The organism is Microvirga sp. ACRRW, from assembly GCF_022346925.1.
GTDB lineage: Bacteria > Pseudomonadota > Alphaproteobacteria > Rhizobiales > Beijerinckiaceae > Microvirga.
The window spans coordinates 104514-131463 of record NZ_JAKRNJ010000008.1 but is presented as its reverse complement, the minus strand read 5'-3'; the positions used below and the strand labels follow the sequence as shown (position 1 = coordinate 131463).

21 protein-coding genes are annotated in these 26950 nt (G+C 60.6%); 7 read left to right on the top strand and 14 right to left on the bottom strand.

Features of this window, described 5'->3' with window-relative positions:
- Positions 1–12: 12 nt before the first annotated feature.
- Genes MHY87_RS16850 through coaD form a run of 4 tightly spaced genes read right to left on the bottom strand, consistent with a single transcriptional unit; the run spans position 13 to position 2067 of the window.
- The gene (locus tag MHY87_RS16850) at positions 13–480 is read right to left on the bottom strand and encodes a peptidylprolyl isomerase (protein ID WP_239353730.1); all 468 of its coding nucleotides are present in this window, start codon (positions 478–480) and stop codon (positions 13–15) included.
- A 49-nt stretch (positions 481–529) separates the two neighbouring features.
- A complete protein-coding gene (locus MHY87_RS16845; RefSeq protein ID WP_239353729.1) occupies positions 530–931 on the bottom strand; it encodes a hypothetical protein in 402 nt (133 codons plus the stop codon).
- Positions 932–987: 56 nt separating this feature from the next.
- On the bottom strand, positions 988–1536 hold the full coding sequence (locus MHY87_RS16840; protein WP_239353728.1) for a peptidylprolyl isomerase: 549 nt from the start codon (positions 1534–1536) through the stop codon (positions 988–990).
- A 30-nt stretch (positions 1537–1566) separates the two neighbouring features.
- Complete coding sequence (gene coaD, locus MHY87_RS16835; protein WP_239353727.1) at positions 1567–2067, bottom strand: pantetheine-phosphate adenylyltransferase; 501 nt, start codon at positions 2065–2067, stop codon at positions 1567–1569.
- Positions 2068–2353: 286 nt separating this feature from the next.
- On the opposite strand from coaD, the gene MHY87_RS16830 reads away from it, so the two are divergent.
- Complete coding sequence (locus tag MHY87_RS16830; protein ID WP_239353726.1) at positions 2354–2929, top strand: hypothetical protein; 576 nt, start codon at positions 2354–2356, stop codon at positions 2927–2929.
- A gap of 67 nt (positions 2930–2996) precedes the next feature.
- Here the strand turns inward: MHY87_RS16830 and gyrA are convergent, their stop codons facing one another.
- Both gyrA and MHY87_RS16820 read right to left on the bottom strand, forming a co-directional pair.
- Positions 2997–5699, bottom strand: coding sequence for a DNA gyrase subunit A (gene gyrA / locus MHY87_RS16825; RefSeq protein ID WP_239353750.1), 2703 nt, complete (start codon positions 5697–5699; stop codon positions 2997–2999).
- Between the two features lie 1131 nt (positions 5700–6830).
- Entirely contained in the window at positions 6831–7685 is an 855-nt protein-coding gene (locus MHY87_RS16820) for a protein phosphatase 2C domain-containing protein (RefSeq protein WP_239353725.1), read from the bottom strand.
- 69 nt (positions 7686–7754) lie between these two features.
- On the opposite strand from MHY87_RS16820, the gene MHY87_RS16815 reads away from it, so the two are divergent.
- A complete protein-coding gene (locus MHY87_RS16815) occupies positions 7755–8393 on the top strand; it encodes a MarC family protein (protein WP_239353724.1) in 639 nt (212 codons plus the stop codon).
- A 30-nt stretch (positions 8394–8423) separates the two neighbouring features.
- Positions 8424–8615, top strand: a complete 192-nt coding sequence (locus tag MHY87_RS16810) for a hypothetical protein (RefSeq protein ID WP_239353723.1) — start codon at positions 8424–8426, stop codon at positions 8613–8615.
- A 21-nt stretch (positions 8616–8636) separates the two neighbouring features.
- Here MHY87_RS16810 and MHY87_RS16805 read toward each other — a convergent pair whose 3' ends face one another.
- The 3 genes from MHY87_RS16805 to MHY87_RS16795 are packed head-to-tail and all read right to left on the bottom strand — an operon-like array spanning position 8637 to position 10752.
- Positions 8637–9149: an RNA pyrophosphohydrolase gene (locus tag MHY87_RS16805; protein WP_239353722.1), complete on the bottom strand. Its 513-nt coding sequence runs from the start codon at positions 9147–9149 to the stop codon at positions 8637–8639.
- On the bottom strand, positions 9149–9604 hold the full coding sequence (locus MHY87_RS16800) for a GNAT family N-acetyltransferase (protein WP_239353721.1): 456 nt from the start codon (positions 9602–9604) through the stop codon (positions 9149–9151). The genes MHY87_RS16805 and MHY87_RS16800 overlap by 1 nt, the downstream gene beginning before the upstream one ends.
- A gap of 14 nt (positions 9605–9618) precedes the next feature.
- Positions 9619–10752, bottom strand: coding sequence for a M20 family metallopeptidase (locus MHY87_RS16795; RefSeq protein ID WP_239353720.1), 1134 nt, complete (start codon positions 10750–10752; stop codon positions 9619–9621).
- A gap of 213 nt (positions 10753–10965) precedes the next feature.
- Here MHY87_RS16795 and MHY87_RS16790 point away from each other — a divergent pair, with 213 nt between their 5' ends.
- Both MHY87_RS16790 and MHY87_RS16785 read left to right on the top strand, forming a co-directional pair.
- On the top strand, positions 10966–12387 hold the full coding sequence (locus tag MHY87_RS16790) for a calcium-binding protein (RefSeq protein ID WP_239353719.1): 1422 nt from the start codon (positions 10966–10968) through the stop codon (positions 12385–12387).
- A 232-nt stretch (positions 12388–12619) separates the two neighbouring features.
- Positions 12620–14050, top strand: coding sequence for a calcium-binding protein (locus MHY87_RS16785; RefSeq protein WP_239353718.1), 1431 nt, complete (start codon positions 12620–12622; stop codon positions 14048–14050).
- Positions 14051–14135: 85 nt separating this feature from the next.
- Here the strand turns inward: MHY87_RS16785 and MHY87_RS16780 are convergent, their stop codons facing one another.
- The 3 genes from MHY87_RS16780 to MHY87_RS16770 form a co-directional block, all read right to left on the bottom strand.
- A complete protein-coding gene (locus MHY87_RS16780) occupies positions 14136–14657 on the bottom strand; it encodes a single-stranded DNA-binding protein (protein ID WP_239353717.1) in 522 nt (173 codons plus the stop codon).
- A 264-nt stretch (positions 14658–14921) separates the two neighbouring features.
- Positions 14922–16772, bottom strand: a complete 1851-nt coding sequence (locus tag MHY87_RS16775) for a calcium-binding protein (RefSeq protein WP_239353716.1) — start codon at positions 16770–16772, stop codon at positions 14922–14924.
- A 258-nt stretch (positions 16773–17030) separates the two neighbouring features.
- Positions 17031–18797, bottom strand: a complete 1767-nt coding sequence (locus MHY87_RS16770; RefSeq protein ID WP_239353715.1) for a calcium-binding protein — start codon at positions 18795–18797, stop codon at positions 17031–17033.
- A 339-nt stretch (positions 18798–19136) separates the two neighbouring features.
- Here MHY87_RS16770 and MHY87_RS16765 point away from each other — a divergent pair, with 339 nt between their 5' ends.
- On the top strand, positions 19137–20510 hold the full coding sequence (locus MHY87_RS16765; protein ID WP_239353714.1) for a calcium-binding protein: 1374 nt from the start codon (positions 19137–19139) through the stop codon (positions 20508–20510).
- A gap of 64 nt (positions 20511–20574) precedes the next feature.
- Here the strand turns inward: MHY87_RS16765 and MHY87_RS16760 are convergent, their stop codons facing one another.
- A complete protein-coding gene (locus MHY87_RS16760; RefSeq protein ID WP_239353713.1) occupies positions 20575–22482 on the bottom strand; it encodes a calcium-binding protein in 1908 nt (635 codons plus the stop codon).
- Positions 22483–22689: 207 nt separating this feature from the next.
- Here MHY87_RS16760 and uvrA point away from each other — a divergent pair, with 207 nt between their 5' ends.
- Complete coding sequence (gene uvrA, locus MHY87_RS16755; RefSeq protein WP_239353712.1) at positions 22690–25656, top strand: excinuclease ABC subunit UvrA; 2967 nt, start codon at positions 22690–22692, stop codon at positions 25654–25656.
- Positions 25657–25677: 21 nt separating this feature from the next.
- Here uvrA and MHY87_RS16750 read toward each other — a convergent pair whose 3' ends face one another.
- A complete protein-coding gene (locus MHY87_RS16750) occupies positions 25678–26754 on the bottom strand; it encodes a nitronate monooxygenase family protein (RefSeq protein WP_239353711.1) in 1077 nt (358 codons plus the stop codon).
- Positions 26755–26950 lie beyond the last annotated feature (196 nt).

Genomic DNA, 26950 nt, shown 5'->3' with positions numbered 1-26950 from the left:
TGAGCTTGCTCTTTAAGCTGCGTCCGCCGCAACCTTCATGGAAACGATGCGGTCCGGATCCTTCACGGGCTCGCCGCGCTTGATCTTGTCCACGTTCTCCATGCCTTCGGTCACCTTGCCCCAGACGGTGTATTGCTTGTCGAGGAAGCGGGCGTCGTCGAAGCAGATGAAGAACTGCGAGTTGGCGGAGTGCGGAAAGTTCGTACGCGCCATCGAGACGGTACCGCGCACATGCGGCTCGGCATTGAACTCCGCCTTCAGGTCAGGCAGGTCGGAGCCGCCGGTTCCGGTGCCGTGGGGGCAGCCGGTCTGGGCCATGAAGCCGTCAATCACCCGGTGGAAGACGATGCCGTCATAGAAGCCCTTGCGGGCCAGGGTTTTGATGCGTTCCACATGGCCGGGAGCCAAGTCGGGGCGCAGCTCGATGACCACGCGGCCCTTCGTAGTTTCCAGGATGAGGGTGTTTTCCGGATCTGCCATCAGTGTCTCCTTGATATGGCGTGTATGTAGGATGTTCGACGGCAAACCGCTATATGGCTCGTGGCTTCTGCGGTGCTGGCGCGTCGATGAAACGGAAGGTGAATGGACGTCCGGCCACCGCCGCGCCCAGCTTGTCGGTAAACGGCATCGGCGAGCAGCGTGCGAGTGCTTCGCGCACGGCCTGGGTAAAGGCCTGACGATTCTCGGCATCTGGCTCACCAGCCCGATAATGAGTAATCATCGGCTTGCCGAGCACCTCGCCGCTCCGCTTGAAACTCAACCTTACGGTCACTTCCTGGCCGGTGTTGCGCACGCCGGCAGGCTGCCAGCAGGCCTGCATTGCCCGTCCGATATCGTTGAGGGTATCGATCTCTCGAGGCGGCTCTTCATCCGCCCGGGGATAGATGAGTCCGTTGAAGCGATTGTCTTGGGCAGCCGCCGGCAGCCCCATGGCGAGGCAGATCAGGAGCGCGGCAGTCCGCGCTCCATATGCTTGCGCACCTCGGATCACTTCGCGTCGGCGGCGAGCTGCATCTTCACGATCTTGTCGGGGCTCGAGACCATGCCGTTGGCAGCGGAATTCCCCTTCTTGATCTTGTCCGCCACGTCCATGCCAGCGACGACTTCGCCGAAGAGCGTGTACTGGCCGGTCAGCGGGCCGCAGCCGTCGTAGCAGATGAAGAACTGGCTGTTGGCGGAGTTCGGGCTCTGAGAACGGGCCATGCCGACCGAACCGCGCTTGTACTGAGTCTGGCTGAACTCGGCCGGGATGTTCGGCAGTTCGGACTTGCCCGTGCCGGTGCCGGTGGGATCGCCCGTTTGGGCCATGAAGCCGTCAATGACGCGGTGGAACACGACGCCGTTATAGAAACCCTGCTTCGTCAGCGCCTTGATCTGCTCGACATGCTTGGGAGCCAGATCCGGACGCAGGCGGATGGTGATGCGGCCATCCTTGGTGTCGAGGAAGATCGTGTTCTGCGGATCATTGGCCTGCTGGGCAAAAGCCGGAACGAGGCCGGCCAGCACGAGCGCGGAGGCTGCGAGCAAACGCTTCATGGTGTGGATTCTCCCTTGAGGATTGAAACTTTATGGCCGCTTGAATTTGGCCTTGAGACGCTCCGCGACAAGGCCCGGCACGAAGGGCGAGACATCGCCCCCCATAGCCGCGATCTGCCGGACGAGCGTGGCGGTAATCGGGCGGACCGGAGGTGAGGCCGCAAAGAAGATTGTCTGAACATCCGGCGCCATGGTCGCGTTCATGGACCCCATCTGGATCTCGTAGTCGAAATCCGTGCCGTCCCGCAGGCCCCGGACGATGAGGCTCGCCCCATGACGACGGGCGGCCTCAACCGCGAGATCGGCGAAGGTCACGACCTCCAACTCGACGCCCCTCTCCTGCAGCACGGGGGCGCAGACCGCCCGCAGCATCTCCGCCCTCTCCTCTGTGGCAAAGATCGGTGCCTTGGAGGAATGGACCCCGATGGCAACGACGATCCTGTCCGCCACGCTGCAGGCCTGGCGCAGGACGTCCAGGTGGCCGTTGGTGACGGGGTCGAAGCTGCCGGTATAGAGGGCGGTGCATGTCATGGGCTCAAGGCGTAGCGGGATAATAGTCCGGGAGCAAGCCGTGCGTTGGCGCACGACCAAGGTTGGCGAGCCGACCTATAACCGCCGTGACGAAAGGTAAGGAGCTTTCCCATGTTGGTTCGTCTCATCGTCGTTGTCGCCACCGCAGTCGCCGTCTTGACCCCAGCCGCCGTTTCGAGCGCCTTCGTGGTTCTGGGCTGAGTGCGGCGCCCTCATAGGCTTAAGGTGAATAGAACTCCCGCCCGCAGGTAAATTACATTACCTTGCATGGAAAATGGGGGGTTCAATGTCACGTCTCTTACGGCTTCTAGGCTCCTGGAGCTTCTATATCAGCCTTATCCTGGTATCTGGCTATAGCCCGCAGGCTGCAGCAGAGGTTACGCGAAGCCCGATTCCGGCGCAGGTAAGCCAGATCGACGGCTATCCCTTTCCTGCCAGGCTCGCCGGGCTCGCGCGTGGCCAGAAGACCGACTACGGCACCCCTGGTCTCGGCTTCAGCGTGCGCTACGAAATTCCAGGTGAAGGCTGGGCCGATATTTACATCTATGATCTAGGTCATGACCTGACATCTGCAAATGCACGCCAGAATTCCATCGAGCAGCGGGAATCGGCCTTGAGCGACATTCAGGCTCACGTCTCCAAAGGAACCTATCAGGAGGCCAAGCTCATCACCAAGGCGGATGCCAATCCCTACGCCAAAGCCCATCTTGAGATTACACAAAAAGGAACGACGAGAAGCTCGTTCATCTTCATCACGGTTGCCAAGGGAAACTATGTGAAGATCCGCTACACCACTTCAGCCCCGAATGCGAATAGGGTGGTTGAGAAGTTTGCCTCGGAATACGCGCGTTTTCTTAAGTAAGAAGCCTGAAAGAAAAGGGCGCCGACGGGCGCCCTTTTCGTATGTCTCAAGAGTGTGAAGCGAGGTCTTATTCCTCGCCGCCAGCGACAGCATCGCCTTCGCTGCCTTCGATGCCGACGTCATCCTCGCCGTCTTCGCCGTCCTCGCCCTCGATGTGCTCCACCGAGACCACCTTCTCCTTGTCCTTGGTGGAGAAGACGGTGACGCCCTGCGAGTTGCGGCCGACGACACGGATGCCGTCCACCGGCACTCGGATCAGCTGGCCGCCATCGGTGACGAGCATGATCTGGTCGGAGTTCTCGACCGGGAACGAGGCGACGAGCTTGCCGTTGCGGTTGTTGACCGCCATGGCCGTGATGCCTTTGCCGCCGCGTCCGGTGATGCGGTACTCGTAGGACAGCGTGCGCTTGCCGTAGCCCTTCTCGGAGAGCGTCAGGATGCACTGCTCCAGCGCGCTCATCTCCGCGTAGCGCTCCTGCGAGAGCGAGAAGTTTCCGTTCTCGATCTCCTCCGCATCGTCGCTGCCGTTCGCCTCGGCATCAGCCGACTGCTCGCCCATGACGGCACGGCGCATCTTGAGGTAGGCGGCGCGCTCTTCGCCCGTCGCCTCCACGTGGCGCAGGATCGCCATGGAGATGATGTCGTCGCCCTCGGCCAGGTTGATGCCGCGCACGCCCATGGAGTCGCGGCCCTTGAACACGCGCACATCCGTCACGGGGAAGCGGATGCACTGGCCCTTGGCCGTGGTGAGCAGCACGTCGTCGTGCTCCGAGCAGATCTGCACGTCGATGATGGTATCGCCTTCATCGAGCTTCATGGCGATCTTGCCGCCGCGATTGACCTGCACGAAATCCGACAGCTTGTTGCGGCGAACCGTGCCGCGAGACGTCGCGAACATCACGTCCAGCTTGTCCCAGGACGCTTCGTCCTCCGGCAGCGGCATGATGGCGTTGATGCGCTCGCCCTGTGAAAGCGGGAGCATGTTCACCAGTGCCTTGCCTTTGGCATTCGGAGCGGCGAGCGGCAGGCGCCACACCTTCTCTTTGTAGGCCTGCCCTTCGGACGAGAAGAAGATTACCGGCGTATGGGTGTTCGCCACGAAGAGACGGGTGACGAAATCCTCGTCCCTCGTCGTCATGGCGGAACGGCCCTTGCCGCCGCGGCGCTGCGCCCGATAGGTCGAGAGCGGCACACGCTTGATGTAGCCGGCGTGAGACACGGTGACGACCATGTCCTCGCGGGCGATGAGGTCTTCGTCGTCCAGATCCGACTCCCAATCCACGATCTGCGTCTTGCGCGGCGTGGCATAGGCGGTGCGGATCTCGGCGAGCTCGTCCTTGATGATGGACATGATGCGGGCGCGCGAACGCAGGATCTCGAGATATTCCGAGATTTCGGCCGCGAGCTTCGCCAGTTCGTCGCCGACTTCGTCGCGGCCGAGAGCTGTCAGGCGCTGCAGGCGCAGATCGAGGATCGCGCGAGCCTGCGTCTCGGAGAGACGATAGGTCCCATCGTCGTTGATCCTGTGGCGCGGATCATCCACCAGGGCGATCAGAGGCGCGATGTCCTTCGCCGGCCAGTCGCGTCCCATAAGGGCCTCACGGGCGGAATTCGGATCCGGCGCGGTGCGGATGAGGCGGATCACTTCATCGATATTCGCCACCGCGATAGCAAGGCCGCACAACACGTGGGCGCGCTCGCGCGCCTTGTTGAGGAGGAACTTGGTACGGCGGGAAACGACCTCCTCACGGAAGTCGACGAAGGCGGCGATCAGGTCCTTGAGCGTCATCTGCTCGGGACGACCGCCGTTGAGCGCCACCATGTTGCAGCCGAAGCTCGTCTGCAGAGGCGTGTAGCGGTAGAGCTGGTTCAGCACCACATCCGCCATGGCGTCGCGCTTGATCTCGACCACGATGCGCATGCCGTCGCGATCGGATTCATCGCGCAGATCCGCGATACCCTCGATTTTCTTCTCGCGCACGAGTTCGGCGATCTTCTCGATCAGCGAGGCCTTGTTCACCTGATACGGGATCTCGGTGAAGATGAGCGCCTCGCGATCCTTGCGGACCTCCTCGACCTCGGATTTGGCGCGCATGATCACGGAGCCGCGGCCCGTGGTATAGGCTGACTTCGCGCCCGAGCGGCCGAGGATCAACGCGCCGGTGGGGAAGTCCGGACCGGGAATGATCTCGATCAGCTCTTCAGCCGAGACATTGGGGTTCTCGATATAAGCAAGGCAGCCGTCGATCACCTCGCCCAGATTGTGGGGAGGCATGTTGGTAGCCATGCCGACCGCGATGCCGCCGGCGCCGTTGACGAGGAGGTTCGGGAAGCGCGCGGGCAGAACCGACGGCTCGTCCTTCGACTCGTCGTAGTTGGGCGTGAAATCGACCGTGTCCTTGTCGATGTCGTCGAGCAGCGGCATCGCTGCCTTGGACAGGCGGGACTCGGTGTAGCGCATCGCCGCCGGAGGATCGCCGTCGACGGAGCCGAAGTTGCCCTGCCCGTCCACGAGCATGAGGCGGAGCGAGAAGTCCTGCGCCATGCGCACCAAGGCGTCGTAGATCGCGCTGTCGCCGTGCGGATGGTATTGACCCATCACGTCACCGACGATGCGGGCGGACTTCACGTATTTCTTGTCCGGCGTGTAGCCGTTCTCGTGCATCGAATAGAGGATGCGGCGATGGACGGGCTTGAGGCCGTCACGCGCGTCGGGGAGAGCGCGGCTCACGATCACGCTCATGGCGTAATCGAGATAGGAGCGCTTCATCTCGTCGACGATGGAAATCGGCTTGATGTCGCTGGCCGGCTGGTCCCCGCCGGGGCCGCCGGAGCGGATATCGTTCGGATCGGTCAAGGTTGGTCTTTCTTAAAACGGTCTGCCCCTTCGCGAGAGGCGGCTGAATTGCCGCTTCATCAGGCCCTGCGGGCAGCCTCGCGAATCCAATTGAAATTCAAGTCTTTAGATGGGCGAGAACGGCGCAATTTTCAAGTTTTTTGAGCGGTTATCCAGAGGGAAGAAAAGCCAAAAAAGACATATATCTTTCAATAACTTACCCGCACCCTTCGGCATCACTCCCAACCCGCTCGCACCGCGGCACTTTCTACTTTGCCTGAACAAGCTTGAGAATAGGATTCAGGAGGACCATCCAAGGCCTTGATTTTAATTAATTTTCTTGTCGCCTCCCTGCTGTCGGCACAATCATGGAGAGCTGGCGCGTGCAGGAGAGACAATCCACCATGAAAGGTATTCGGGCAGCCCTTGCCGTAGCGTGCGATGGAACATCAGCAGCCAATCTCAAAGAGCATGGGGGCGAAGGCATGCGAGAATATCCTCGCGAGCTGATGGCTCCGAGGTTTTGGGGTCGAGGGAGGCGCGAGGAGGCGTCCGGCTCGATTGTGGAGTGTGTGAAGAACCCGACGGCTCCTCGCGCACGGTTCTTTTAGGCGTACACCGTGTCTTTCAACGATGGGCCTCCCGCCGACAGGCTTGCGAGGCCTGACACAGGACCGCTCCCGGCTCCGACAATCACGACGCCTCGCGAGCGCGCCCCTCTCTGAGCCGGGACACACAACCTATAGCCACGGTTAGGAACCTTGTCAAGAACAAAAGCGGAACATGTGCATTGGGCCAAGGCGTCCTCCCTGTCCGCCTGTCGTCATCCCGGACGGCGCAGCCGAGCCGGGATCGCGGGCAGGATCAGGCGCCATTCTCGTCCTGCGATCCCGGGTTCCGCTGCGCGGCCCCGGGATGACATGATGGACCTGCAGCGCCTCACAGGCGTGGATCACCGGCACAAAGCCGGTGATGACGGTGCGAGTATCATGCCCGACGGAGCGCAGTGCGCCCCCCGCGATGACGGAGAGGCGATAGGATTGAGGCCGGATGGAACGCCCTGCCCTATGCCCTCACCAAAATCGCGGTCGTATCGTCGCTCTGCTTGAAGCGCGGATAAAGCTTTCCGTCCGGATCGGCCTGCGTTTCGATCTCCCGCGCCTTGCGGGCCAGGGGCTCCAGGCCGGAGGCGATGGCGTCCTCCATGAGGTTTTTGGCGTCCATGGCGCCATAGAGATCGACCAAAGCCGAGAAGCCGTCGCTGGTGAGCAGGATCGTGGTGCCGTCCTCGCAAGGCACGCTCTCGTGCCTCAGGCGGTCGGCTGCGCCGGGGTTGAGGCTCAGCAGAGCTGCCGGAACGCCGCTTTTCTTCTGCCGCTCGCGGCGCTCGCCCAACCAAGCGAGGAAAACGGGCTCGTCGAGAATATCGTTGGGCCGGGAGTTCGAGGCCTGCATCAGCTCGGCGGCTTTAGTGGATTCCGCATCGCGCAGGCCGGGGGCATCACCCAGCGTCAGAACCGTACCATCCGGTTGGCGGACAAAGGCCGTGGTGTCGCCAAACGTCCAGGCATCGAGAGTATTGCCCTTCCGCCGCACGAGGGTCATCGCTCCGAGCGGCCAGGACACGAAATCTTCGTGACGCTCCTGCGGAGCCACCGCCCTATAGGCGGTGCACAGCTCTTCCATCACATGCCGGATCAGGGCCACGCCATCCTCGGCCTGGGGCGCGAGATTCGACAGACGCTCATCCGCGAAAGTCGCGAGCCATGCGGCGTCGCTTTTCGGGTGCATGACCGGCGCGGTACCCGGAAAGATCGAGGTGTCGATGATCCAGGCCCAGTCCTGGCAGGCTCCGCAAATGTCCTCGTTGGCCTTGTCGGGATGCCCCGGCCAGCTGATCCGGTCCAAAGTCGTGAACATCGTTGCGGCCCCTCTCGCCAAAACCAGTGATCCACCCCATAAAGCAAAGCTGTCTTCAAGGTCCAACCAATGCTCTTCGACTATATCTCTGCCGCTCTCGTGACCCTGCTCGTCACCCTCGATCCGCCGGCGCTTGCGCCGATGTTCATCTCGCTCACCCGGGGCATGAATGCCGAGGAACGCAAGCGCGTGGCGCTCAGGGCCACGATCATCGCCTTCTGCATTCTGGCTTTCTTCGGTCTCGGCGGCGAGGTTCTTCTGCGGCTTCTCGGCATCGGCATCCCGGCCTTCCGCATCTCGGGCGGCATGCTCCTGTTCTGGATCGCGTTCGAAATGGTGTTCGAGCGCCGCAACGAGCGCAAGCAGCACACCGCCGACATCGCGATCACCGAGGATCACATCCGCAACGTGGCCGCCTTCCCGCTCGCCATTCCGCTCATGGCCGGTCCCGGTGCGTTGACGGCAACGATCCTGCTGGCCGGACGGGCCAACGGCGATCCGGTTTACCTAGGCTTCCTGCTGGTCCTCATCGCGCTCGGCGTGATTTCCTGCTTCGTCGTGTTCATGGCGGCGGAGCGCGTGTCGCGCATGCTCGGCGTGACGGGCAACATCGTCCTGAGCCGCCTGCTCGGCGTGATCCTCGCGGGCCTCGCGGTGCAGTTCATTATCGACGGCGTCGTGACCCTTTTGCGTCCGGCGGCGTTGTAACAGCATAAGCTGTCACACGAGGGAAACGTCGTGAAGAAAGCATCCGAATACCGCAAGCATGCCGAGGAGTGCCGCGTTCTCGCCAAGCAGGTTCCTGAAGGGCCGCAGCGCGATCAGCTGCTGGAGATGGCGCGGACCTGGGACAATCTCGCCAATGACCGGGACGCGCTGATTCAGAAGCACCCCGAACTCGCGTTGCCGGATGAGAAGAGCGAGCGCTGAAGCGGTTCCCGAGCCCGCCTGTCAGAGCGGTTTTGCAAATGGCAGGAACGCTTCCGCCACATGCACGTAGACCTCGCGCTTGAACGGCACCACGAGGATGGGCGTATCCGCAAGATCGGCCCAGCGCCACTCGCTGAATTCCTGCGGCGCGCCGTCATGCGCGAGCGTCACGTCGATCTCGCGGTCCTCGCCCGTGAAGCGGAACGCAAACCATTTCTGGCGCTGGCCGCGGAAGCGGGCGAGACGATGAGGCGGGCCGTCATAGGGTGGAAAGTCATAATCGAGCCAAACCTTCATCTCGCCTAAGTAGACCGCGTTCGTGACGCATGTCTCCTCGCGCAGCTCCCGCCACGCCGCCGTCAAAGGCTCTTCACCCTCATCGATTCCGCCCTGCGGCATCTGCCATTCATGCCCCGGCACGACGATCTCCGGCCCGTCGTCGCCAAGGGATTTGGCAATCAAAACCTGCCCGAGACGATTGAAAAGCGCGATGCCCACATTGGGGCGGTAAAGCGCATCCTTGTCGCTTCCCATCACGAATGCCCCTCGCCTCGATCCCTGGTCAGAATGTGCAGTCCAAGCTCCGGCGCATCGGCTTCGAGAACCGCCCAGCCCAGGCCCTCATAATAAGCGCGCCTGCGCTCACGGGTGAGAAGATAGACCCGCTGTGCACCCGTCGTGAAAGCGAACTTTGCCGCTCTGTCGACAAGAGCCGCACCGATGCCCTGCTGACGGTCCTCCGGATCGACCCACAAAGCCGCGATCCACGGCGTGTATTGCGGCCTCAGTTCCTCGTCGTTGACGATGACGGAGACCGTGCCGAGAAAGCGTTCGCCATCATGTGCGACGAAGGATGTCGGAATGGGCCCAGCTTCCAGATTCTGCTGCACGAGACCCGTCAGCAATTCGAGCGGATGGCCGTCGTCTTTCCAGAAGGCGCGCCAGACGCGATCCGCAACCGTGTTTGCGAATTCCGGCCGGTCGCGCAAATCGGAGACCGCAATCAGCGCAGCGTCTCCATGAGGCGCTTCATGAGTTCCTGACGCGGCGCGATGGTGGAGATCACGCCGTATTCCTGCAGCGTATGCGCGCCATTGCCGTCGATGCCGAGGCCATCGAGGGTGGGCACGCCCAAGGCCGCCGTGAAATTGCCGTCCGATCCGCCGCCGACACGCGGCGCGGAGACGAGCTCGAAGCCGATCTCGGCAGCCAGCGACTTCGCGTGATCGAACAGCCTCGACGTGCCTTCCGTGCGCTCGTAAGGCGGACGGTTCATGCCGCCGGTGACAGTGAGTTTGAAATCGGGGTTGTGGGGCTTCAAACCGAGGATCGCCTTGGTCAGCGCCTCGCCGTCCGCCACTGTCTCGACGCGCAGGTCGACGGGGAAGCTGCAATGCTGCGGGATCGTGTTCACCGCAGTGCCGCCTGACACCATACCAACCGTCGTCGTGATGCCACGCGCGTAATCCGTCATCGCCTCGATGGCGAGGATCTGGCGGGCGGCTTCATAGACCGCGTTGCGTCCTTCCGCATGACGCGAGCCCGCATGAGCCGGGCGGCCTTCCACATGCACGTCGAAGCGTCCGACACCCTTTCGCGCGGTGACGATCTGGCCCCCGTCGCGGCTCGGCTCGGTGACGAGAACGTAGGCCGAGCGGCGGGCGAGATCCTCGATGATCGGCCGCGTCATGGGCGAGCCGATCTCCTCGTCGGGCGTGACGAGATAGATCAGCGGCCGCGCCGCCGTGCCCTTGCGGGCCACTTCCTTGAAGGCTTCGAGAGTGAACCAGGCGCTCGCCTTCATGTCGTAGACGCCGGGGCCGTAGAGCCGATCCCCTTCGATCCGCAGCGGCAGGTCGTGCTGGATGGTCCCGACCGGGTGCACCGTGTCGAGATGCGACATGATCAGGATGGCGGGCTCGTCCGTCTGGGGTCCCGCGCGCAGGATCAGCGCGTCGCCCAGCCCCTCCTCTCCCGGAATGCGCTCGATGGCGACCGGCGCGCCCTCCATCTGAGAGACGACGAGATCCATCATCAGGTTCACCCCGGCCACGTCATGGGTCGGGCTTTCGGTGCGGATCCAGGTGAAAAGGGTATCGAGAGCGGGCGAGGTCATGGCGATCAATGGGTTTTTCAAAGGTTTCCGCCTCTTACCGCTCCTGGGCGCCTCTGTCACCCTTCCCTCAGGCAGGAAGGGAGCTGGGTCCCTGCCCTTTTGCCGGAAATGGAGCCCGGCCATCCATGTGCGTTAGCGCACACGCCGCTCCGTTGGCAGCGAAATACTCCCGGCCTCCCCTTGAAGCTGGAAAAATAGATACAGAATAACGTTAGCCAACCACAGGGGAAAACCATGGCAGTCAAACTCGGAACTTCACGCAAGAACGTCCTGACCGGCAGCAAGTCCATCGATTGGCTCTACGGCTTTGGCGGCAATGACATTCTCAAAGGCCTTGACGGAGCAGACGTTCTTTCCGGTCACGAGGGCAACGACACGCTCTTCGGCGACAACGGCAACGACTACCTTTACGGCAATCTCGGCTCCGACGTGCTGCGCGGCGGCGCAGGAAACGATGAGATCTACGGGGACGAAGGCCGTGACCGCCTCTACGGCGATATGGGCAACGATACGATGGTCGGCGGCATGGACAACGACTCCCTCCGGGGCGGCGATGGAAACGATGAACTCTATGGCGACGAAGGCAATGATGTCGTGGCGGGAGACGCGGGCGACGACTACATCAATGGCGCCATCGGCAATGACACGCTCATTGGCGGCAGCGGGCGGGACGACCTGCGAGGAGACGAAGGCGCTGACAGGCTGTACGGCGGATGGGACAACGATCGGCTGTATGGCAACACCGGCAGTGATCGCCTCTGGGGTCAAGAGGGGAATGACAACTTGAATGGCGCCGAGGGCAAGGACAGCCTTTATGGCGGCATTGGAGATGATTATCTCTCCGGCGGAGACGATAACGATTATCTCACCGGTGATGCCGGCAACGACACCCTCTACGGTGACGATGGAGCCGACAAGCTCTACGGCGGAGCCGGCGACGATTATATCAATGGCGGATGGTCTGACGATTCCAAAGATACGCTCTATGGCGGGACCGGCAACGACACACTCGGCTTGGAAGACAGCGATATCGGCTTAGGAGGCAAAGGTTTCGACACGCTCCTCCTCATTACCGAACTCGATGCGGCAAATCCCATTCTCAACTTGTCCAAGATCACCGGCAAGAACGCGGTCGATATCGGCTATCGCGGCATCCGCGCCGGGGAGTTCGAGAATGCCACCGTCTATATTAACACCGCGACAGACGGAACATCGGTCATCGGCACCAAAGGCAGCGACATCCTTTCTTGCAGTGCTAAAGGATTGGGCATTGTGATCAGCGGCGGCGCCGGGGACGACAAGATCTCGGGCAACGGCAATACGTTGTTTGGAGGCTCCGGCGCGGACCAGTTCATGCTGCAATTGTGGAGAGGCGCATCGCCGGATGTCATTGGAGACTTCGGATCGAAGGATCTTCTCGTCGTCTCAAGATCCTACAAGGATAGTTACTACGGCTTCAGCTTCGACAAGGCGAATGCCCTCGTGAAGGGATCCGATCCGCTGGCGACTTCGAACAAGTCTCAGTTCCTGTACGATACGGATGATGGCCGCCTCTATTTCGATCCGGATGGCACGGGAACACAGGCCGCTCAGCACATCGCGACCTTGACCAACAAGTTCAACCTCACGAGTGCCAACCTCCTCCTCGACTTCTGATCCGCCCGACGCGGCATCAGAACCAGATCAGGAAAGCCCGCCCTTCAACGGCGGGCTTTTTGCATGTCCGGATGAACAGGAATGAAGCGCAAAGAGCGCTGACCGACATAGAGCCCGCCCCGCCTAGAAAAGCTAGGCTCATATGACGCAGCGTCAAATTTACAGGAATATTATAACAGAGATTTAACAATACCCACCTTACGGTGACGCCCAGAAAAAGGACGCAAGAACAATGGCGCTAAAAATCGGCACTCTGGCCAAGAATTTTCTCGAAGGCTCCAGCACCTCGGACACTCTTTACGGTGACGCAAACGGCACGCTGACCGGGCGCTCGGGCGCTGCGGATCTGCTCTACGGCTATAACGGGGCGGATTTCCTCTACGGCGACGCAAAAACCCTGAGCACAAAGGCGAAGGGCGCAAGCGACACGATCTGGGCGGGCTATGACGGCGACACCGTTTACGGCGACGCCTACACGATGAAGTCATCCGCTATCGGCGGGGCCGACAAGATTTATGGCGAGTACGGCTATGACAAGCTCTTCGGAGACGCCCGCACCATGGCCAACAGCGCCAAGGGCGGTGCCGACAGGATCTATGGCGGCTACGACAACGACATGCTTTTCGGCGATGCCTATTCCATGACGTCGAACACTATCGGGGGCAAGGACACCCTCTATGGTGAGAATGACAACGATACTCTTTATGGCGATGCCTATTCCATGGCCAACTACGCCATTGGCGGCGCGGATACCCTGTCGGGTGGAAATCATAACGATGTGCTGTATGGCGATGCCTACGGCATGAGCGGAAAAACCCGCGGCGGCGCGGATACGATCAACGGCGACAGTGGAGTCGACACGCTTTTCGGCGATGCGCGCGCCCTCTCCTCCTATGCTACGGGCGGCGATGACCTGCTGAAAGGAGGCAGCTCCGACGATACGATCTTTGGCGACGGCTATCAGCTGACGCAGTGGGCCGTCGGCGGCTCCGACAAGCTCTATGGCGGGTCGCACAATGATCGTTTGTATGGCGATGCATATTACCTGAAGGACAATGCCAGGGGCGGCGCAGACACGCTGTATGGCGAGAGCGGCAACAACATCCTCTACGGCGATGCCTTGACGATGAGCGGCTCCTCCGTTGGAGGGAACGACACCCTTCATGGCAACTCCGGCAGCGACACCATTTACGGCGATGCCGCGACGCTCGACAATTCCAGCACCGGCGGACACGATTATCTGAACGGCAGCTCCGGCAACGACATTCTTTACGGCGACGCCAACGTCACGAGCCCTTATGCCGGATACGGCAACGACACGCTGATCGGCGGCTCCGGCAATGACAGGCTGATCGGCGACTCGTCCTACGGCGGCACCGGCAACGATTACCTCAACGGCGGCACCGGAAACGATACCCTCGACGGCGGCGGCGGACGCGACATCTTCGCGTTCGATGCGGCCTCCGGCAAGGACACCATCCTGTACTTCCGCCCCGGCGAGGATCAGATCGACATTCGGGCTTGGCGCTTTGGCTCATTCGAGAGCCTCAAAATGAACCAGAGGGCCGAATACACGGTGATCTACCTGTCCGGGACGACCCACTACATCAAGCTGGACGGCGTGCTGAAGGCCCATCTCTCGGCAGCCGACTTCATTCTCTGAACGACGAAAGGCCCGGATGCGCTCCGGGCCTTCCATGAAAAAGTCAGGAAGGCCGCCTGATTGCATGGGCGGCCTTTCTCATATCCTAGAACGGAATGTCGTCGTCGAGATCGTTGTAGCGCGACCCGCCACCGCCGCCACCGGAGCTCGGAGCGGGCCTGCGCTCCATGGGGGAGGAGCGACCGAAATCGCCGCCGCGGCTGATCTGGCCGCCACCCTCCTCGTTGTCGCCGTACTCCGACGAAGAACCGCCCTGGCGCCCATCCAGGATCGTCAGCTCGCCGCGGAAACGCTGCAGCACCACTTCCGTCGAGTACTTCTCCACGCCCTGCTGGTCGGTCCACTTGCGCGTCTGAAGCTGGCCCTCGACATACACCTTCGAGCCCTTCTTCAGGTACTGCTCGGCCACCCGCGCCAGGTTCTCATTGAAGATCACCACCGAGTGCCACTCGGTCTTTTCCTTGCGCTCGCCGGTGGCCTTGTCCTTCCAGCTCTCGGAGGTGGCGATCCGCAGGTTCACCACCGGCTCGCCGTTGTTCAGGCGCCGCACCTCCGGGTCTCGACCCAGATTGCCCACCAAGATCACCTTGTTCACACTGCCCGCCATCGGAGCCTCTCCTCGTTCACATGAGGCTGTTGTGGAGCCCCCAGGCGTCCGGGACAAGCGCCCCGAAGGCGTTCTTCACAGGCCTGTCCCCAACAATCGCCTGAGAGGCCTGAGCTTATTTGCCTTGGCTTTGACCGAAAACCCATCGCCCTGGCAGCTGCCAATCCCGGGCAGGTCTTTTGCCTGACCGGAAGAGAAGGAAGCCTCCTTGAAAAAGAAAAGGCAGCCGAAGCTGCCTTTCCCAAGCCTGAAATGGGGCCTGCTTTAGATGACGATGAAATCGCGAGCTGTCAGGTCCAAGCCTGCTTTGAGCTGAGCGATCTTGATCGCAGCGCCCCGGCCCGATCCGTCGGCATCGTAGGAGAGCGCGCCGGTCTCGTCGTTATAGAGGACGAAGTCGTTTCGATCCTCAGCCTTCGCGCCGATCTTGAAGAACGCCCGGTTGAGCGTGCCAGTCGCGGTCAGCTTGGTGAAGATCGCGTTGTCCAGGCGGATCGTGTCGTCCTTCACATTGAAGTCCTTGAGCGCGTCCACATTCGCGCCCTTGTTCAGGGCCGTATCGAACACGAAGCTGTCCCGGCCGGAGCCGCCATAGAGCACGTCGTTGCCATAGCCGCCGTTGATCACATCGTTGCCGGATTGACCCTTGATGGTGTTCTTGGCGCCATTGCCGGTGATCGTGTTGGCGAGGCTGTTGCCGGTGAGTGCGATTGCGGCCGAGCCGGTACCGATGAGCTTCTCCACGTGAGCGCCCAGAGTGTGGCTGAGGCTGGCATAGACCGTGTCGATGCCGTCGCGGCTAGAAGTCTCGATCGCCCTGTCGGACTTGTGGTCGACATAATAGGTATCGTTGCCGGCTCCGCCTGCCATGCGGTCAGCGCCGCCTGCGCCGTTGAGCACATCATTGCCGCCGTTGCCGTTGAGCGTGTCGCTGAAGCGCGAGCCGAAATACCAGTCGTCTCCAGCCGTGCCGTTGACGGTCACAGCCTTCTGGCGCAGGTCCAGGATCTGGCCGTGGATGCCCGTACCGAAATCGTCGAACTGGCTAACACTGTTGGTCCAGGACACGGCTACGCGACCATCCGCGAGGCCAGAGATCTCGATGTTCTCATATCCGCGATCATAGGCGCGCTCGACGATATCATCGCTGACTCGCACACCATTGCTGGTGAAGGATGCAACATGGATATCGGCGGAGTTGCGATCCTCAACCTGGTCGATGTAGGCCACTGCGAAGCCGCCATCTGCGAGAGCGGTAACGGCTGCGACTTCGGAATCCACCAGATCGGCAGCGCTGAGCACCAACTCACCACCGCTCAGCGTACCATTGGCGTTCAGGATCTGACCTTTGATCTGAGAGACCTCATTGCCACTAGACGTAAAGTTATCGCTTGCCCAAGCGACAAGGACGCGTCCGTCCGCCAACTTTGTCGCCACAGGCCTATAATTGTACTCGCCGGTTGTCGGAATGACGAAAGGCTTCCCGCCGGCAGGTACGGTGCCATCGTCATTCACGATGAGACCTCGTATGTCCCCGGTGGCACCGGAGAAAAGGATGGAGTGGCCTTGCAAGCCAACAATCTTCGTAATCGATGAGGTGGTACCCAACACCGCTTCAGAGCCAGCCTGCAAGTTGGCATCGAAGTTTTTGATGCGGTTCTTGCCGTCCTCGTCCCGGTAGGAAACGGCAAAGCCGCCATTCGCACGGGCCGTGATTGAGGCATAATGATCTTCGCCCGTGGAACTGATCTTGAACTCGTCGCCGACGGCTGCACCATTAGCCTGATAAGCGCGGCCCATGATGAAGCCCGTCAATTCATCTTCCCATGCCACGACAAAGCGACCATCGTTCAGGACAGTGACGACAGGTGACCCCTGCCATCCGTTGGTATTGATCGTATTAACGAGGAACTCACCACCCTTTTTACTGCCGTCGGCATTGAACAACTGGCCTCGAATGGCACTGCTGCTCTTATCGGCCCCAGCTCGGCTGTCATCCTGCCAGATCGCCACGAAGGAGCCGTCCTTCAAGGCATGCATCTTCGGAAGATACTGATCTGCTTTCGTGGTGGTGTTGACGGAGAAAATCGATCCCCATGCGTTTGGCGAAGTCATAGTGTCAGCCCTTTAGTTTGGGCCCCCGGTGCGAATGTTCTGTTATTCTATTTGCCAAGTAACTAGCTGAGCTTGGCTACTCGGCAAGAATTCCGCACCGGACCGACACGTTACAATGTGCCAAAACGCACACCCCCTCCCTATGGGGAGGCAGCCCCCGACAAGATCGGCCGCTCCATACAAGGCCTTGTGCTTCCGCAAACAAAAAGGGAGCGGTAACCCGCTCCCTCGCCGATGGTTCGATGGTTCTTGAGTTGATCAGATGACGAAGAAATCGTTATAGGCGATCTTCTTGTTCTTGCCGATATTGGCGAACACCACCTGGCCGCCGGACTTGCTGCCGTTCGCGTCGTACCAGAGGTCGCCTGTCGTCTTGTTGTAGCCGACGAAGTCATTCTTGTCCTTCGCCTTCGAGCCCAGCACGAACTGGTCCTTCTTGAGCCAGCCGGTCTTCTTCAGCGCCTTGAAGTACTTGTTCTCAAGATGGATCGTGTCGTCCTTGTAGTTCCAGTCCAGGATCTTGTCCTTGTTGGTCTTGGAATTCGGGCTCTTGTTGAACACGAAGGTGTCCTTGCCCTTGCCGCCCGTGAGCTGATCGTTGCCGGCGCCGCCGTTGATCTTGTTGGCGCCGTTGTTGCCCTTGATCACGTTGGCCAGCGAGTTGCCGGTCAGGTTGATGGCGGACGAACCTGAGGCGGCGCTCAGGCGCTCAACATGAGCTCCCAGCGCATAGGTGATGTCCGTGATCACATGATCCGCCGTGCCGTTGTTGGCCGTCTCCACGACCTGATCGCCGGCCTCACTCACATAATAGGTGTCGTTGTCGGCTCCACCTTGCATGGTATCCGCACCGGCACCGCCGTTCAGCACGTCGTTGCCCTGTCCACCAACGATGGAGTCATTGCCCGCGCCGGCATTGAGCCTGTCGTTGTAGATGGTGCCGATATACTGCTCGTTCATCGCCGAGCCGGACCAATCGGCACCGCTGGAGCGCTCGTCGAAGATCTCCGCTTTCGTCGTCGTCACGCCATTATAGGTGTTGAGCCAGCTGATGATGTAACGCCCATCGTTCAACACGGTGATCTGCGGCGATGTTTGATTTCCACCTTCGCCCCCGCCGACCTGCGATGCGGTAAGAAGGAAAGTCGAATTGGAACTGCTCGACCCGGCATACACATACTTGCTGGTGGCGTTTTCCATCGTGTACGCGAACACGAAACCGCCGTTCGGCAAAGCCTTCACGACAGGCGAGCCAACCTTCTGCCCGGCTCCTGTCCCAAAGCTCGTTCCGGTTCCGACGGCCATGCCGTTGCTTGTATAGCGGAAGAGATCCACGGAATCCCGGCCGCTCTGAACAGCATCGTGAATGAAGAGGAAGCCGCCATCCGACAAGGCGGTGACGCTCGCATCCGGTCTGTCGGTGTCGTTGAAGGCGGAAATGAACTCCCCGGATGCATAATCCGACCCGTCGGGCAGCTGAATATCCCCGAACACCGCATAGCTTCCCGAGCTACCGGTTCCGATGATCGAGACGACGTTTCCATTGTTCAAAGTCGTGACGGCAATATCGACGGCTCCGGTCTTCAGGACCACGGGGCTCTTCTGAACGCCGTTCCCATCGACGGTCACGGTCGTCGCAGCACCTTCGTTGATGGATGCAACCGTGAAGCCGCCATTCTTGAGAGCCGTCACCTGGGGAAGCGTCTGGCCGGCATCGCCGGAATTGATCTTGAATGCAGTGCCGGCAGGATTGCCCTCTACGTCGAAGATCCGGGCATAGACGCCGTTCTTGGCGCCCTTCTGCTCCCAGACCACCACGAAGCGGCCGTCGTTGAGGCTGGCCGCCTTGAAATTGAGCTTCTCCTCAGCGGAACCGGCGCCGATGACAACCGGCCCACCCTTGTTCGTTCCATCCGCATTGAAGAACTGAGCCGTCGGAGTATTACCTGCACCATTCCAGACAGTTACGAAGGTTCCGTTTGCCAGTCCGGTCAAAGCCTCGCCGCGACCATTACTTAAGGTCATGCCCATAATTCAGCCCCAAAACGTTATAAAGTTTATGGGTTGTTAGTTTCAGCCCGCCCGCAAAGCAACTGGAATCTTTAGCTTAGCCATAAGCTGACCAGGCAAAGCTTTGGCTTCCATCATCATGCCCTGCTCATTCACCTGAGGTCGTGGGGCCAGGGGCCGGACATAACCCACGGAGAGACCTGTGCATATTATATCCCCGCGCATCGCTGCCTGAGCCATTTTGCGCAAGGCAATGGAGGGCGCGCGTTACGCGGCAAGACGCCCAAGTCCCGCAATCACTAATTGTCTATTACGAAATAACGTGACATTGTCGGCGTAGGTTTGGAGGAATGCATGACCACCTATCGCATCACGACAAAGAAGAAGGCCCTTAAGGGGAGCCTCACGGACGATACTTTCTTTGGCTCGAAATTTGCTGACATTTTCGACGGCCGAGCCGGTGACGATTATATCTTCAGCGCCGAAGGCAATGACAACCTGACCGGCGGCGACGGCAACGACACCATCTATTCCGGCATCGGGGCGGATAAGGTGCTTGGCGGCCGGGGCAAGGACGTCGTTTACGGCGGCCTCGGCAACGACAGGCTCTATGGCGGCGACCAGAATGACATTCTCTATGGCGAGGATGGCAACGATACCCTCTATGGCGACGCCGGTCACGATAGCCTTTACGGCGACTTGGGCAACGACAAGCTCTATGGCGGCGCCAATGATGATTATCTCTCGGGAGGCTTCGGCAACGACCGTCTGGACGGCGGCACGGGCGACGATGAACTCTCCGGTGGATACGGCAACGACCGGCTGGACGGCGGTGCAGGCGACGACAATCTGTACGGGGCGAACGGCACTGACTACCTGTCAGGCGGAGCGGGCGACGATACCATCGATGGCCGTGAATCCGGCGCCAGCACACTAGGTGCACCGGGCAAGGACAAGTTGCTGGGCGGTGACGGCAATGACAGGATTTATGCCGACGATGGCGACTACGCCCTCGGTGGCAAAGGCGTGGATACGCTCAGCCTCTCGATTACTTCAATCACGGTTGACCTAGCAAAATATACGCTCAACTTCTCGAAGATCACCGGGCAGAAGGCAGCCGATATCGGTTATGCCGGCATCAAGGCCGGGCAATTCGAGAAGGTTAACCTTTCTGTCTATGACATGGATACCGGAAGCGCCATCACGGGCTCGAAGGGTAACGATACCATCTATGCCAGCGGCAGTTCCGGCGTGGTCAATGGCGGTGCCGGCAACGACAAACTCTCCGCATCTGGCTATTTTTATGGTGATCCTGCCGCCGTGATCACCCTCAATGGCGGTGCTGGGGATGACAAGCTGAGCGGCTCAGGAAAAGTAACCCTCATTGGCGGCAAGGGCGACGATCAGTTTATCCTTTCTCCTTCTGCAAGAACCACGATCGCGGACTTCTCGGGCAAAGACTACTTCCTCGTTAGCCTTGGGGACTTTGAGTACTTCGACTACGTTCAGGACAAGTACGTGACCCCCGTTTTCGATCTGAAGAGCTTCCTCGTGGTCGGAACGGACCCGAAGGCCACCACAACCATGTCGCAGTTCCTCTACGACACGGATGACGGCAAGCTCTATTACGATGCCGACGGCACCGGAGCGGAGTACGACCTCCAACTCGTGACGACCTTGGCCAACAAGGCCGCGCTGAAAGCCTCTCACTTCGTTTTCGTGGATTAAGACAACCTCCACTACGCAAAGGCCCGCCATCCGGCGGGCCTTTTCTTGTGGCAGGATGCCGGATTTAGATAACGATGAAGTCGCCGGCGGTCAGGCTCAAGCCTGCCTTGAGCTGAGCGAACTTGATCATGCCGGCCTTTTTGCCCGAACCGTCGGCGTCGTATGAGAGCGCGCCGGTCTTGTCGTTGTAGATCACGAAGTCGTTCTTATCCCCGGCCTTGGTGCCGATCTTGAAGAACGCCTTGTTGAGCTTGCCCGTCTTCTTCAGCGACTTGAAGATCGCGTTCTCCAGGCGGATCGTGTCGTCGCGCACCGAAAAATCCTTGATCGTGTCGACATTCGCTTTCTTGTTCAAAGCTGTGTTGAACACGAAACTGTCTTTGCCCTTACCGCCATAGAGCACATCGTTGCCGAGCCCTCCATTAAGGACGTCGTTGCCAGCCTGCCCCTTGATCGTGTTCTTGGCCGCGTTGCCGGCGATGGCGTTGCTCAGGCGATTACCTGAGAGGTTGATCGCACCCGAGCCGATGCCCGTGAGCTTCTCCACATAGTTGCTGAGCGTGTAGCTAACGCTGGAATAGACCAGGTCGGAGCCGTCGCGGCTGGAAGTCTCGATCACTCGGTCGGACTTGTCATCGACGTAATAAACGTCGTTGCCGCTGCTGCCGGTCATGGAATCGGCGCCACTACCGCCATCCAGCGTATCATTGCCCCGATTACCGACAATCTCGTTGCTTGAAGCATTCCCGGTCAAACTGAGCGATGCGGAACCATCTGCAGAGAGGTTCTCCATAGCATCTGAAAGAGTGAAATTGATCGACGAGAAGATGGCATCCTTGCCGGACGTATCGAGAACAACATCGGCAACGTTGTCTACGTAGTAGGTATCGTTACCGTTGCCGCCGTTGAGTGTGTCTGCCCCAGCTCCCCCGATAAGAGTATTATTTCCGCCATTTCCGAGAATGACATTGTCCAGATGGTTGCCGGTTCCCGCGATATGATCATTGCCGGTCAGGACAAGTTTTTCGACGTGAGTACGCAGAGTGAAACTTACGGAAGACAGCACCTCGTCAGAGCCTTCGCCGTCGTGCTCGATGACAATGTCGTCCATATTGTCGACAATGTAGACGTCATCGCCACGGCGCCCTTCCATGACGTCCGCGCCCGACAGACCATTGAGGATATTCCTGGCCTCATTTCCCTGGAGCCTGTTGACGGCGGCATTGCCGGTCGCATTGATGGTGTCCGTGCCGAGAAGCGTGATGTTCTCGACATTCACGAGAGTCTGAAGGCTGAAGGTGATGGACGCGATGATCGTGTCCGAGCCTTGATTGGCCTCCTCCACAATGATGTCACCCAGGTAATCTTCGTCGAGATGATAGGTATCGTTACCCTCTCCACCCTTCAGCGTGTCGACACCCGGCATGCCCCATAAGACGTCATCGCCGCGCCCGCCGTCCAGGATGTTGTTGCCTTCATTGCCGACAAGGATGTTGTCGTAGTCATTGCCGGTCGCATTGATGTGGCCGGCACCGGCGACAAGCGACAAGTTTTCGAGATGGTCCCCCAATGTGTAGCTGATTGCCGAGAAGACCTTGTCCCATCCTTCGTTCTCGGCTTCGACAATCACATCACCCACATTGTCGATGTAATAGGTATCCATGCCCTCGCCGCCGACCATGCTGTCGGCATCGATCCCGCCCATGAGGATGTCCGCGCCGAGCCCGCCGATCAAGGTGTCGGAGCCGCTGCCTCCGTTCAGCGTGTCGACGCCGCTCGCCCCATCCAGAAAGTCGTTGCCTCCTCTTCCATCGAGCAAGTTATATCCGGCATTGCCGGTAATCCTATTGCCGAAGAAGTTGCCGATAACGTTGCCGCCGGCTCCAACGTGGCCGCTGTCAGAAAGCTTAAATGCTCCGTCCTCGCCGGCTTCGTATGTGTAGGTATCGGTTATCGGATCATAGACAGGCATGGGGCCTCTGGTGCATTGACTGTTACTTCATAACATTAAATGCGATCCTTTAAGGCGGCCATTCCCCATTGCCCACCGTACCCTTTTTGTTCTAGGATTTCACACCTGGAATCATCCGCCGCATTGCATCGGCGGGTAGGACATCACATATCCCGGAACCGGCCGTTTATGGCCGCTTTCCCCTCATATAAGGCTTGAAGCTAGGCCATGGCTAAACTCGACGATCTGTTCAACCGCGCCAAGGCGGGAGACCCGAATGCGCGCGTGATCTCCGTGCGTGGCGCGCGGGAGCACAACCTCAAGAACGTCGACCTGATGGTGCCCAGGGACCAGTTCGTGGTGTTCACGGGCCTGTCCGGCTCAGGCAAATCCTCGCTCGCCTTCGACACGATCTACGCCGAGGGGCAGCGCCGCTATGTGGAATCCCTGTCGGCCTATGCCCGCCAGTTCCTGGAGATGATGCAGAAGCCGGACGTGGACCAGATCGACGGCCTCTCGCCCGCCATCTCCATCGAGCAGAAGACCACTTCGAAGAACCCGCGCTCGACGGTCGGCACCGTCACCGAGATCTACGACTACATGCGCCTGCTCTGGGCGCGCGTCGGCATTCCCTATTCCCCCGCCACGGGCCTTCCCATCGAAAGCCAGACCGTGAGCCAGATGGTGGACAGGGTGCTGGAGCTTCCCGAGAAGACCCGCCTTTACCTGCTGGCTCCCGTGGTGCGCGGCCGCAAGGGCGAGTACCGCAAGGAGATCGCCGAGTTCCAGAAGAAGGGCTTCCAGCGCCTGAAGATCGACGGCGAGTATTACGCCATCGACGAGGCCCCTGCCCTCGACAAGAAGTTCAAGCACGACATCGACGTGGTGGTGGACCGCATCGTGGTGCGCGCCGACATCGCCGCGCGCCTGTCGGAATCCTTCGAGACCGCGCTCGAGCTGACGGACGGCATCGCCGTCATCGAATACGCCGACGAGAAGGACGAGAAGGGCAAGCCCAAACGCATCGTCTTCTCCTCCAAGTTCGCCTGCCCGGTTTCCGGTTTCACGATCCCCGAGATCGAGCCGCGCCTGTTCTCGTTCAACAACCCCTTCGGCGCCTGCCCCACCTGCGGCGGCATCGGTCATGAAATGCGCATCGACGAGGCGCTCGTGGTGGACGAGACGCTGTCGCTCAAGCGCGGCGCGATCATGCCCTGGGCAAAGTCTTCCTCGCCTTATTACGGCCAGACGCTGGAAGCCATCACCCGTCACTACAAGTCGTCTATGACGAAGCCCTGGGCCGAGTTGTCCGACGAAGTGCGGGAGGCGATCCTCTACGGTACGGAGAAGGCGATACGCTTCGCCTATGACGACGGCATGCGCGCCTATGAGGTCCGCAAGCCTTTCGAGGGCGTGATCCCGAACCTGGAGCGGCGCTATACGGAAACCGAGAGCGATTGGGCGCGCGAGGAAATCGGCCGCTTCATGAGCGAGACGCCGTGCGAGGAATGCGGCGGCAAGCGCCTTAAAGCCGAAGCCCTCGCGGTGAAAATCGCGGGCTCCGACATCGGCGACGCCACCGCGCTTTCCGTGAAGGATGCCCATGAGTGGTTCGGCGGCCTGTCGAAGAAGCTCAACAAGAAGCAGAACGACATCGCAGGCCGCATTCTGAAGGAAATTCGCGACCGCCTCACCTTCCTTGTCGATGTGGGCCTGGAATACCTGACGCTCTCCCGCGCCTCCGGCACCCTGTCGGGCGGCGAGAGCCAACGTATCCGCCTTGCCTCGCAGATCGGCTCCGGCCTCACCGGCGTTCTCTACGTGCTCGATGAGCCGTCAATCGGCCTGCACCAGCGCGACAACGAGCGCCTGCTCGGCACCCTCAAGCGCCTGCGCGATCTCGGCAACACGGTGATCGTGGTGGAGCATGACGAGGATGCGATCCTCCAGGCCGATTACGTGTTCGATATCGGTCCGGGCGCGGGCATCCACGGCGGCAAAATCGTCGCCGAAGGCACGCCCGACGAAGTGATGAAGAACCCGAAATCGCTCACCGGCAAGTATCTCACGGGCGAAATGTCCGTGCGGGTTCCGACGCAGCGTCGCAAGCGCGATCCGAAGCGCATGCTGAAGGTGGTCGGCGCGAAGGGCAACAACCTGAAGAACGTGAAGGCGGACATTCCGCTCGGTACCTTCACCTGCATCACCGGCGTGTCCGGCGGCGGCAAGTCCACGCTCGTCATCGACACGCTCTACAAGGCGGTGGCGCGCAAGCTCAACGGCGCGCTGGAGCACCCTGCCCCGCATGACCGCATCGAGGGCCTGGAGCATCTCGACAAGGTCATCGACATCGATCAATCGCCCATCGGCCGCACGCCGCGTTCGAACCCGGCCACGTATGTCGGCGCCTTCACGCCGATCCGCGAATGGTTCGCCGGTCTCCCCGAAGCAAAAGCACGCGGTTATCAGGCGGGCCGCTTCTCCTTCAACGTGAAGGGCGGACGCTGCGAGGCCTGCTCTGGCGACGGCGTGATCAAGATCGAGATGCACTTCCTGCCCGACGTCTACGTCACCTGCGATGTCTGTAAGGGCAAGCGCTACGACCGCGAGACGCTGGAAGTGAAGTACCGCGACAAATCCATCGCCGACGTGCTCGACATGACGGTGGAGGAAGCCCGTGAGCTGTTCAAGGCCGTGCCTTCGATCCGCGAGAAGATGCAGACGCTCGCCCGCGTCGGCCTCGACTACGTGCATGTGGGCCAGCAGGCCACCACCCTCTCGGGTGGCGAGGCGCAGCGTGTGAAGCTCTCGAAGGAGCTGTCGAAGCGCGCCACGGGCCGCACGCTCTACATCCTGGACGAGCCCACCACGGGCCTGCACTTCCACGACGTCGCCAAGCTCCTCGAAGTGCTGCACGAGCTGGTGGACCAGGGCAACACGGTGGTGGTGATCGAGCACAATCTCGAAGTCATCAAGACCGCCGACTGGGTCATCGACATGGGCCCCGAAGGCGGCAACGGCGGCGGCCAGATCGTCGCCGAGGGCACGCCCGAGGACATCGCCAAGTCCAAGGAAAGCCACACCGGCCGTTTCCTCAAGGAAGTGCTGGAGCGCAGGCCCTTGAAGAAGGAAGCCCCCGCGAAGGAGGCGTCGAAAAAGCCGAAGAAGGTGACAAGGCAGGAAGCGGCTGAGTAAGGCGGCGAGAGCTGCCTTACATCATGCCGAACGCGCTCCGAGTTTATCGAGAGCGTCCTGCGCCAACCGCTTCGTGAGTTCCCCCGCAGGCATCTCACGGCTCAGGCGCGCAGCCTGGCCCGACCAGAGGGGCATGAAATCGCCTGAGCCCTGAGGCTCGGATTTCTGCCGCAGCGGCGCAAGAGCGCCGCCCGCGAGCGGAAACGCAGGTGCGTCCGCCGCGATGGGTCCAGCCTCGCGCATGATGCGGTTGACGACGCCTCGCGCGGGGCGCCCGGTGAAGACATTCGTCAGTGCCGTTGTCTCGGCCTCAGTGCTTTTGAGCGCCTGCCTGTGAACCGGGGAGATCGTGGCTTCCGGCGTGAAGAGATACGCGGTTCCCATCTGCACGGCCGAGGCGCCCAAGGTGATCGCCGCAGCGATGCCGCGTGCATCGGATATTCCGCCGGCCGCAATCACGGGCACCTTCACCGCATCGACCACCTGCGGCACCAGCGCCATGGTGCCGACCTGCGTCGAGAGATCGTCGGTCAGGAAGATACCGCGATGGCCGCCTGCCTCGAAGCCTTGCGCGATGATTGCGTCGCATCCCTCCCCTTCGAGCCAGCGCGCCTCAGCGACCGTGGTTGCGGAGGACCAAACCTTTGCACCCGTATTCTTCACGCGCTTCAGCAGGCGTTGCTCCGGCAATCCGAAATGGAAACTCACGGCCTCCGGCCTGAACTCCTCCACGATCTCCAAAAAAGTCTCGTCGAAAGGCGCGCGCGATGAGGGCGGTGTCGGCATGTCCGGGTCGAGCCCGAATTCGAGATAATAAGTCTTCAACCGCTGCTTCCACGCCGCTTCCCGAGTCTCGTCGAAAACCGGCGCGCGATGGCAGAAGAAATTGACGTTGATGGGCTTAGAAGTCCCGCGCCGAATCTTGGACAATTCCTCGCGCGCCTTCTCCGGGCTCAGCAGAGCGCAAGGCAGGGAACCGAGACCGCCGGCTTCCGAGACGGCAATGACCATATCGGACAGGTTCGCTCCGGCCATCGGCGCCTGGACGATGGGGCATTCGATCTTCAGAAGATCGAGAATTCTCCGATCCTTCCACATACTCTCGCCCCTCCCGTCATGGACGAACTGCGCTCGCGCAACGTCACGAGCGGAAACAAACAACATCTTCTAGCACGGCACTCTAAGCGGTCTTCAATGCCTCTGCGAGCCACATCAGGACGCTAGACTACCCTTTTGAGACTATTGCCTCCCCTTTCCATCGGCATGATCATGCCCGCTTTCGCGGTGGAGGGAA

Coding starts and splice junctions, on each gene's coding strand:
- MHY87_RS16850 (WP_239353730.1), bottom strand. CDS start 480: ATGGCAGATCCGGAAAACACCCTCATCCTGGAAACTACGAAGGGCCGC.
- MHY87_RS16845 (WP_239353729.1), bottom strand. CDS start 931: ATGGGGCTGCCGGCGGCTGCCCAAGACAATCGCTTCAACGGACTCATC.
- MHY87_RS16840 (WP_239353728.1), bottom strand. CDS start 1,536: ATGAAGCGTTTGCTCGCAGCCTCCGCGCTCGTGCTGGCCGGCCTCGTT.
- coaD (WP_239353727.1), bottom strand. CDS start 2,067: ATGACATGCACCGCCCTCTATACCGGCAGCTTCGACCCCGTCACCAAC.
- MHY87_RS16830 (WP_239353726.1), top strand. CDS start 2,354: ATGTCACGTCTCTTACGGCTTCTAGGCTCCTGGAGCTTCTATATCAGC.
- gyrA (WP_239353750.1), bottom strand. CDS start 5,699: ATGAAGCGCTCCTATCTCGATTACGCCATGAGCGTGATCGTGAGCCGC.
- MHY87_RS16820 (WP_239353725.1), bottom strand. CDS start 7,685: ATGTTCACGACTTTGGACCGGATCAGCTGGCCGGGGCATCCCGACAAG.
- MHY87_RS16815 (WP_239353724.1), top strand. CDS start 7,755: ATGCTCTTCGACTATATCTCTGCCGCTCTCGTGACCCTGCTCGTCACC.
- MHY87_RS16805 (WP_239353722.1), bottom strand. CDS start 9,149: ATGGGAAGCGACAAGGATGCGCTTTACCGCCCCAATGTGGGCATCGCG.
- MHY87_RS16790 (WP_239353719.1), top strand. CDS start 10,966: ATGGCAGTCAAACTCGGAACTTCACGCAAGAACGTCCTGACCGGCAGC.
- MHY87_RS16785 (WP_239353718.1), top strand. CDS start 12,620: ATGGCGCTAAAAATCGGCACTCTGGCCAAGAATTTTCTCGAAGGCTCC.
- MHY87_RS16780 (WP_239353717.1), bottom strand. CDS start 14,657: ATGGCGGGCAGTGTGAACAAGGTGATCTTGGTGGGCAATCTGGGTCGA.
- MHY87_RS16775 (WP_239353716.1), bottom strand. CDS start 16,772: ATGACTTCGCCAAACGCATGGGGATCGATTTTCTCCGTCAACACCACC.
- MHY87_RS16770 (WP_239353715.1), bottom strand. CDS start 18,797: ATGACCTTAAGTAATGGTCGCGGCGAGGCTTTGACCGGACTGGCAAAC.
- MHY87_RS16765 (WP_239353714.1), top strand. CDS start 19,137: ATGACCACCTATCGCATCACGACAAAGAAGAAGGCCCTTAAGGGGAGC.
- MHY87_RS16760 (WP_239353713.1), bottom strand. CDS start 22,482: ATGCCTGTCTATGATCCGATAACCGATACCTACACATACGAAGCCGGC.
- uvrA (WP_239353712.1), top strand. CDS start 22,690: ATGGCTAAACTCGACGATCTGTTCAACCGCGCCAAGGCGGGAGACCCG.
- MHY87_RS16750 (WP_239353711.1), bottom strand. CDS start 26,754: ATGTGGAAGGATCGGAGAATTCTCGATCTTCTGAAGATCGAATGCCCC.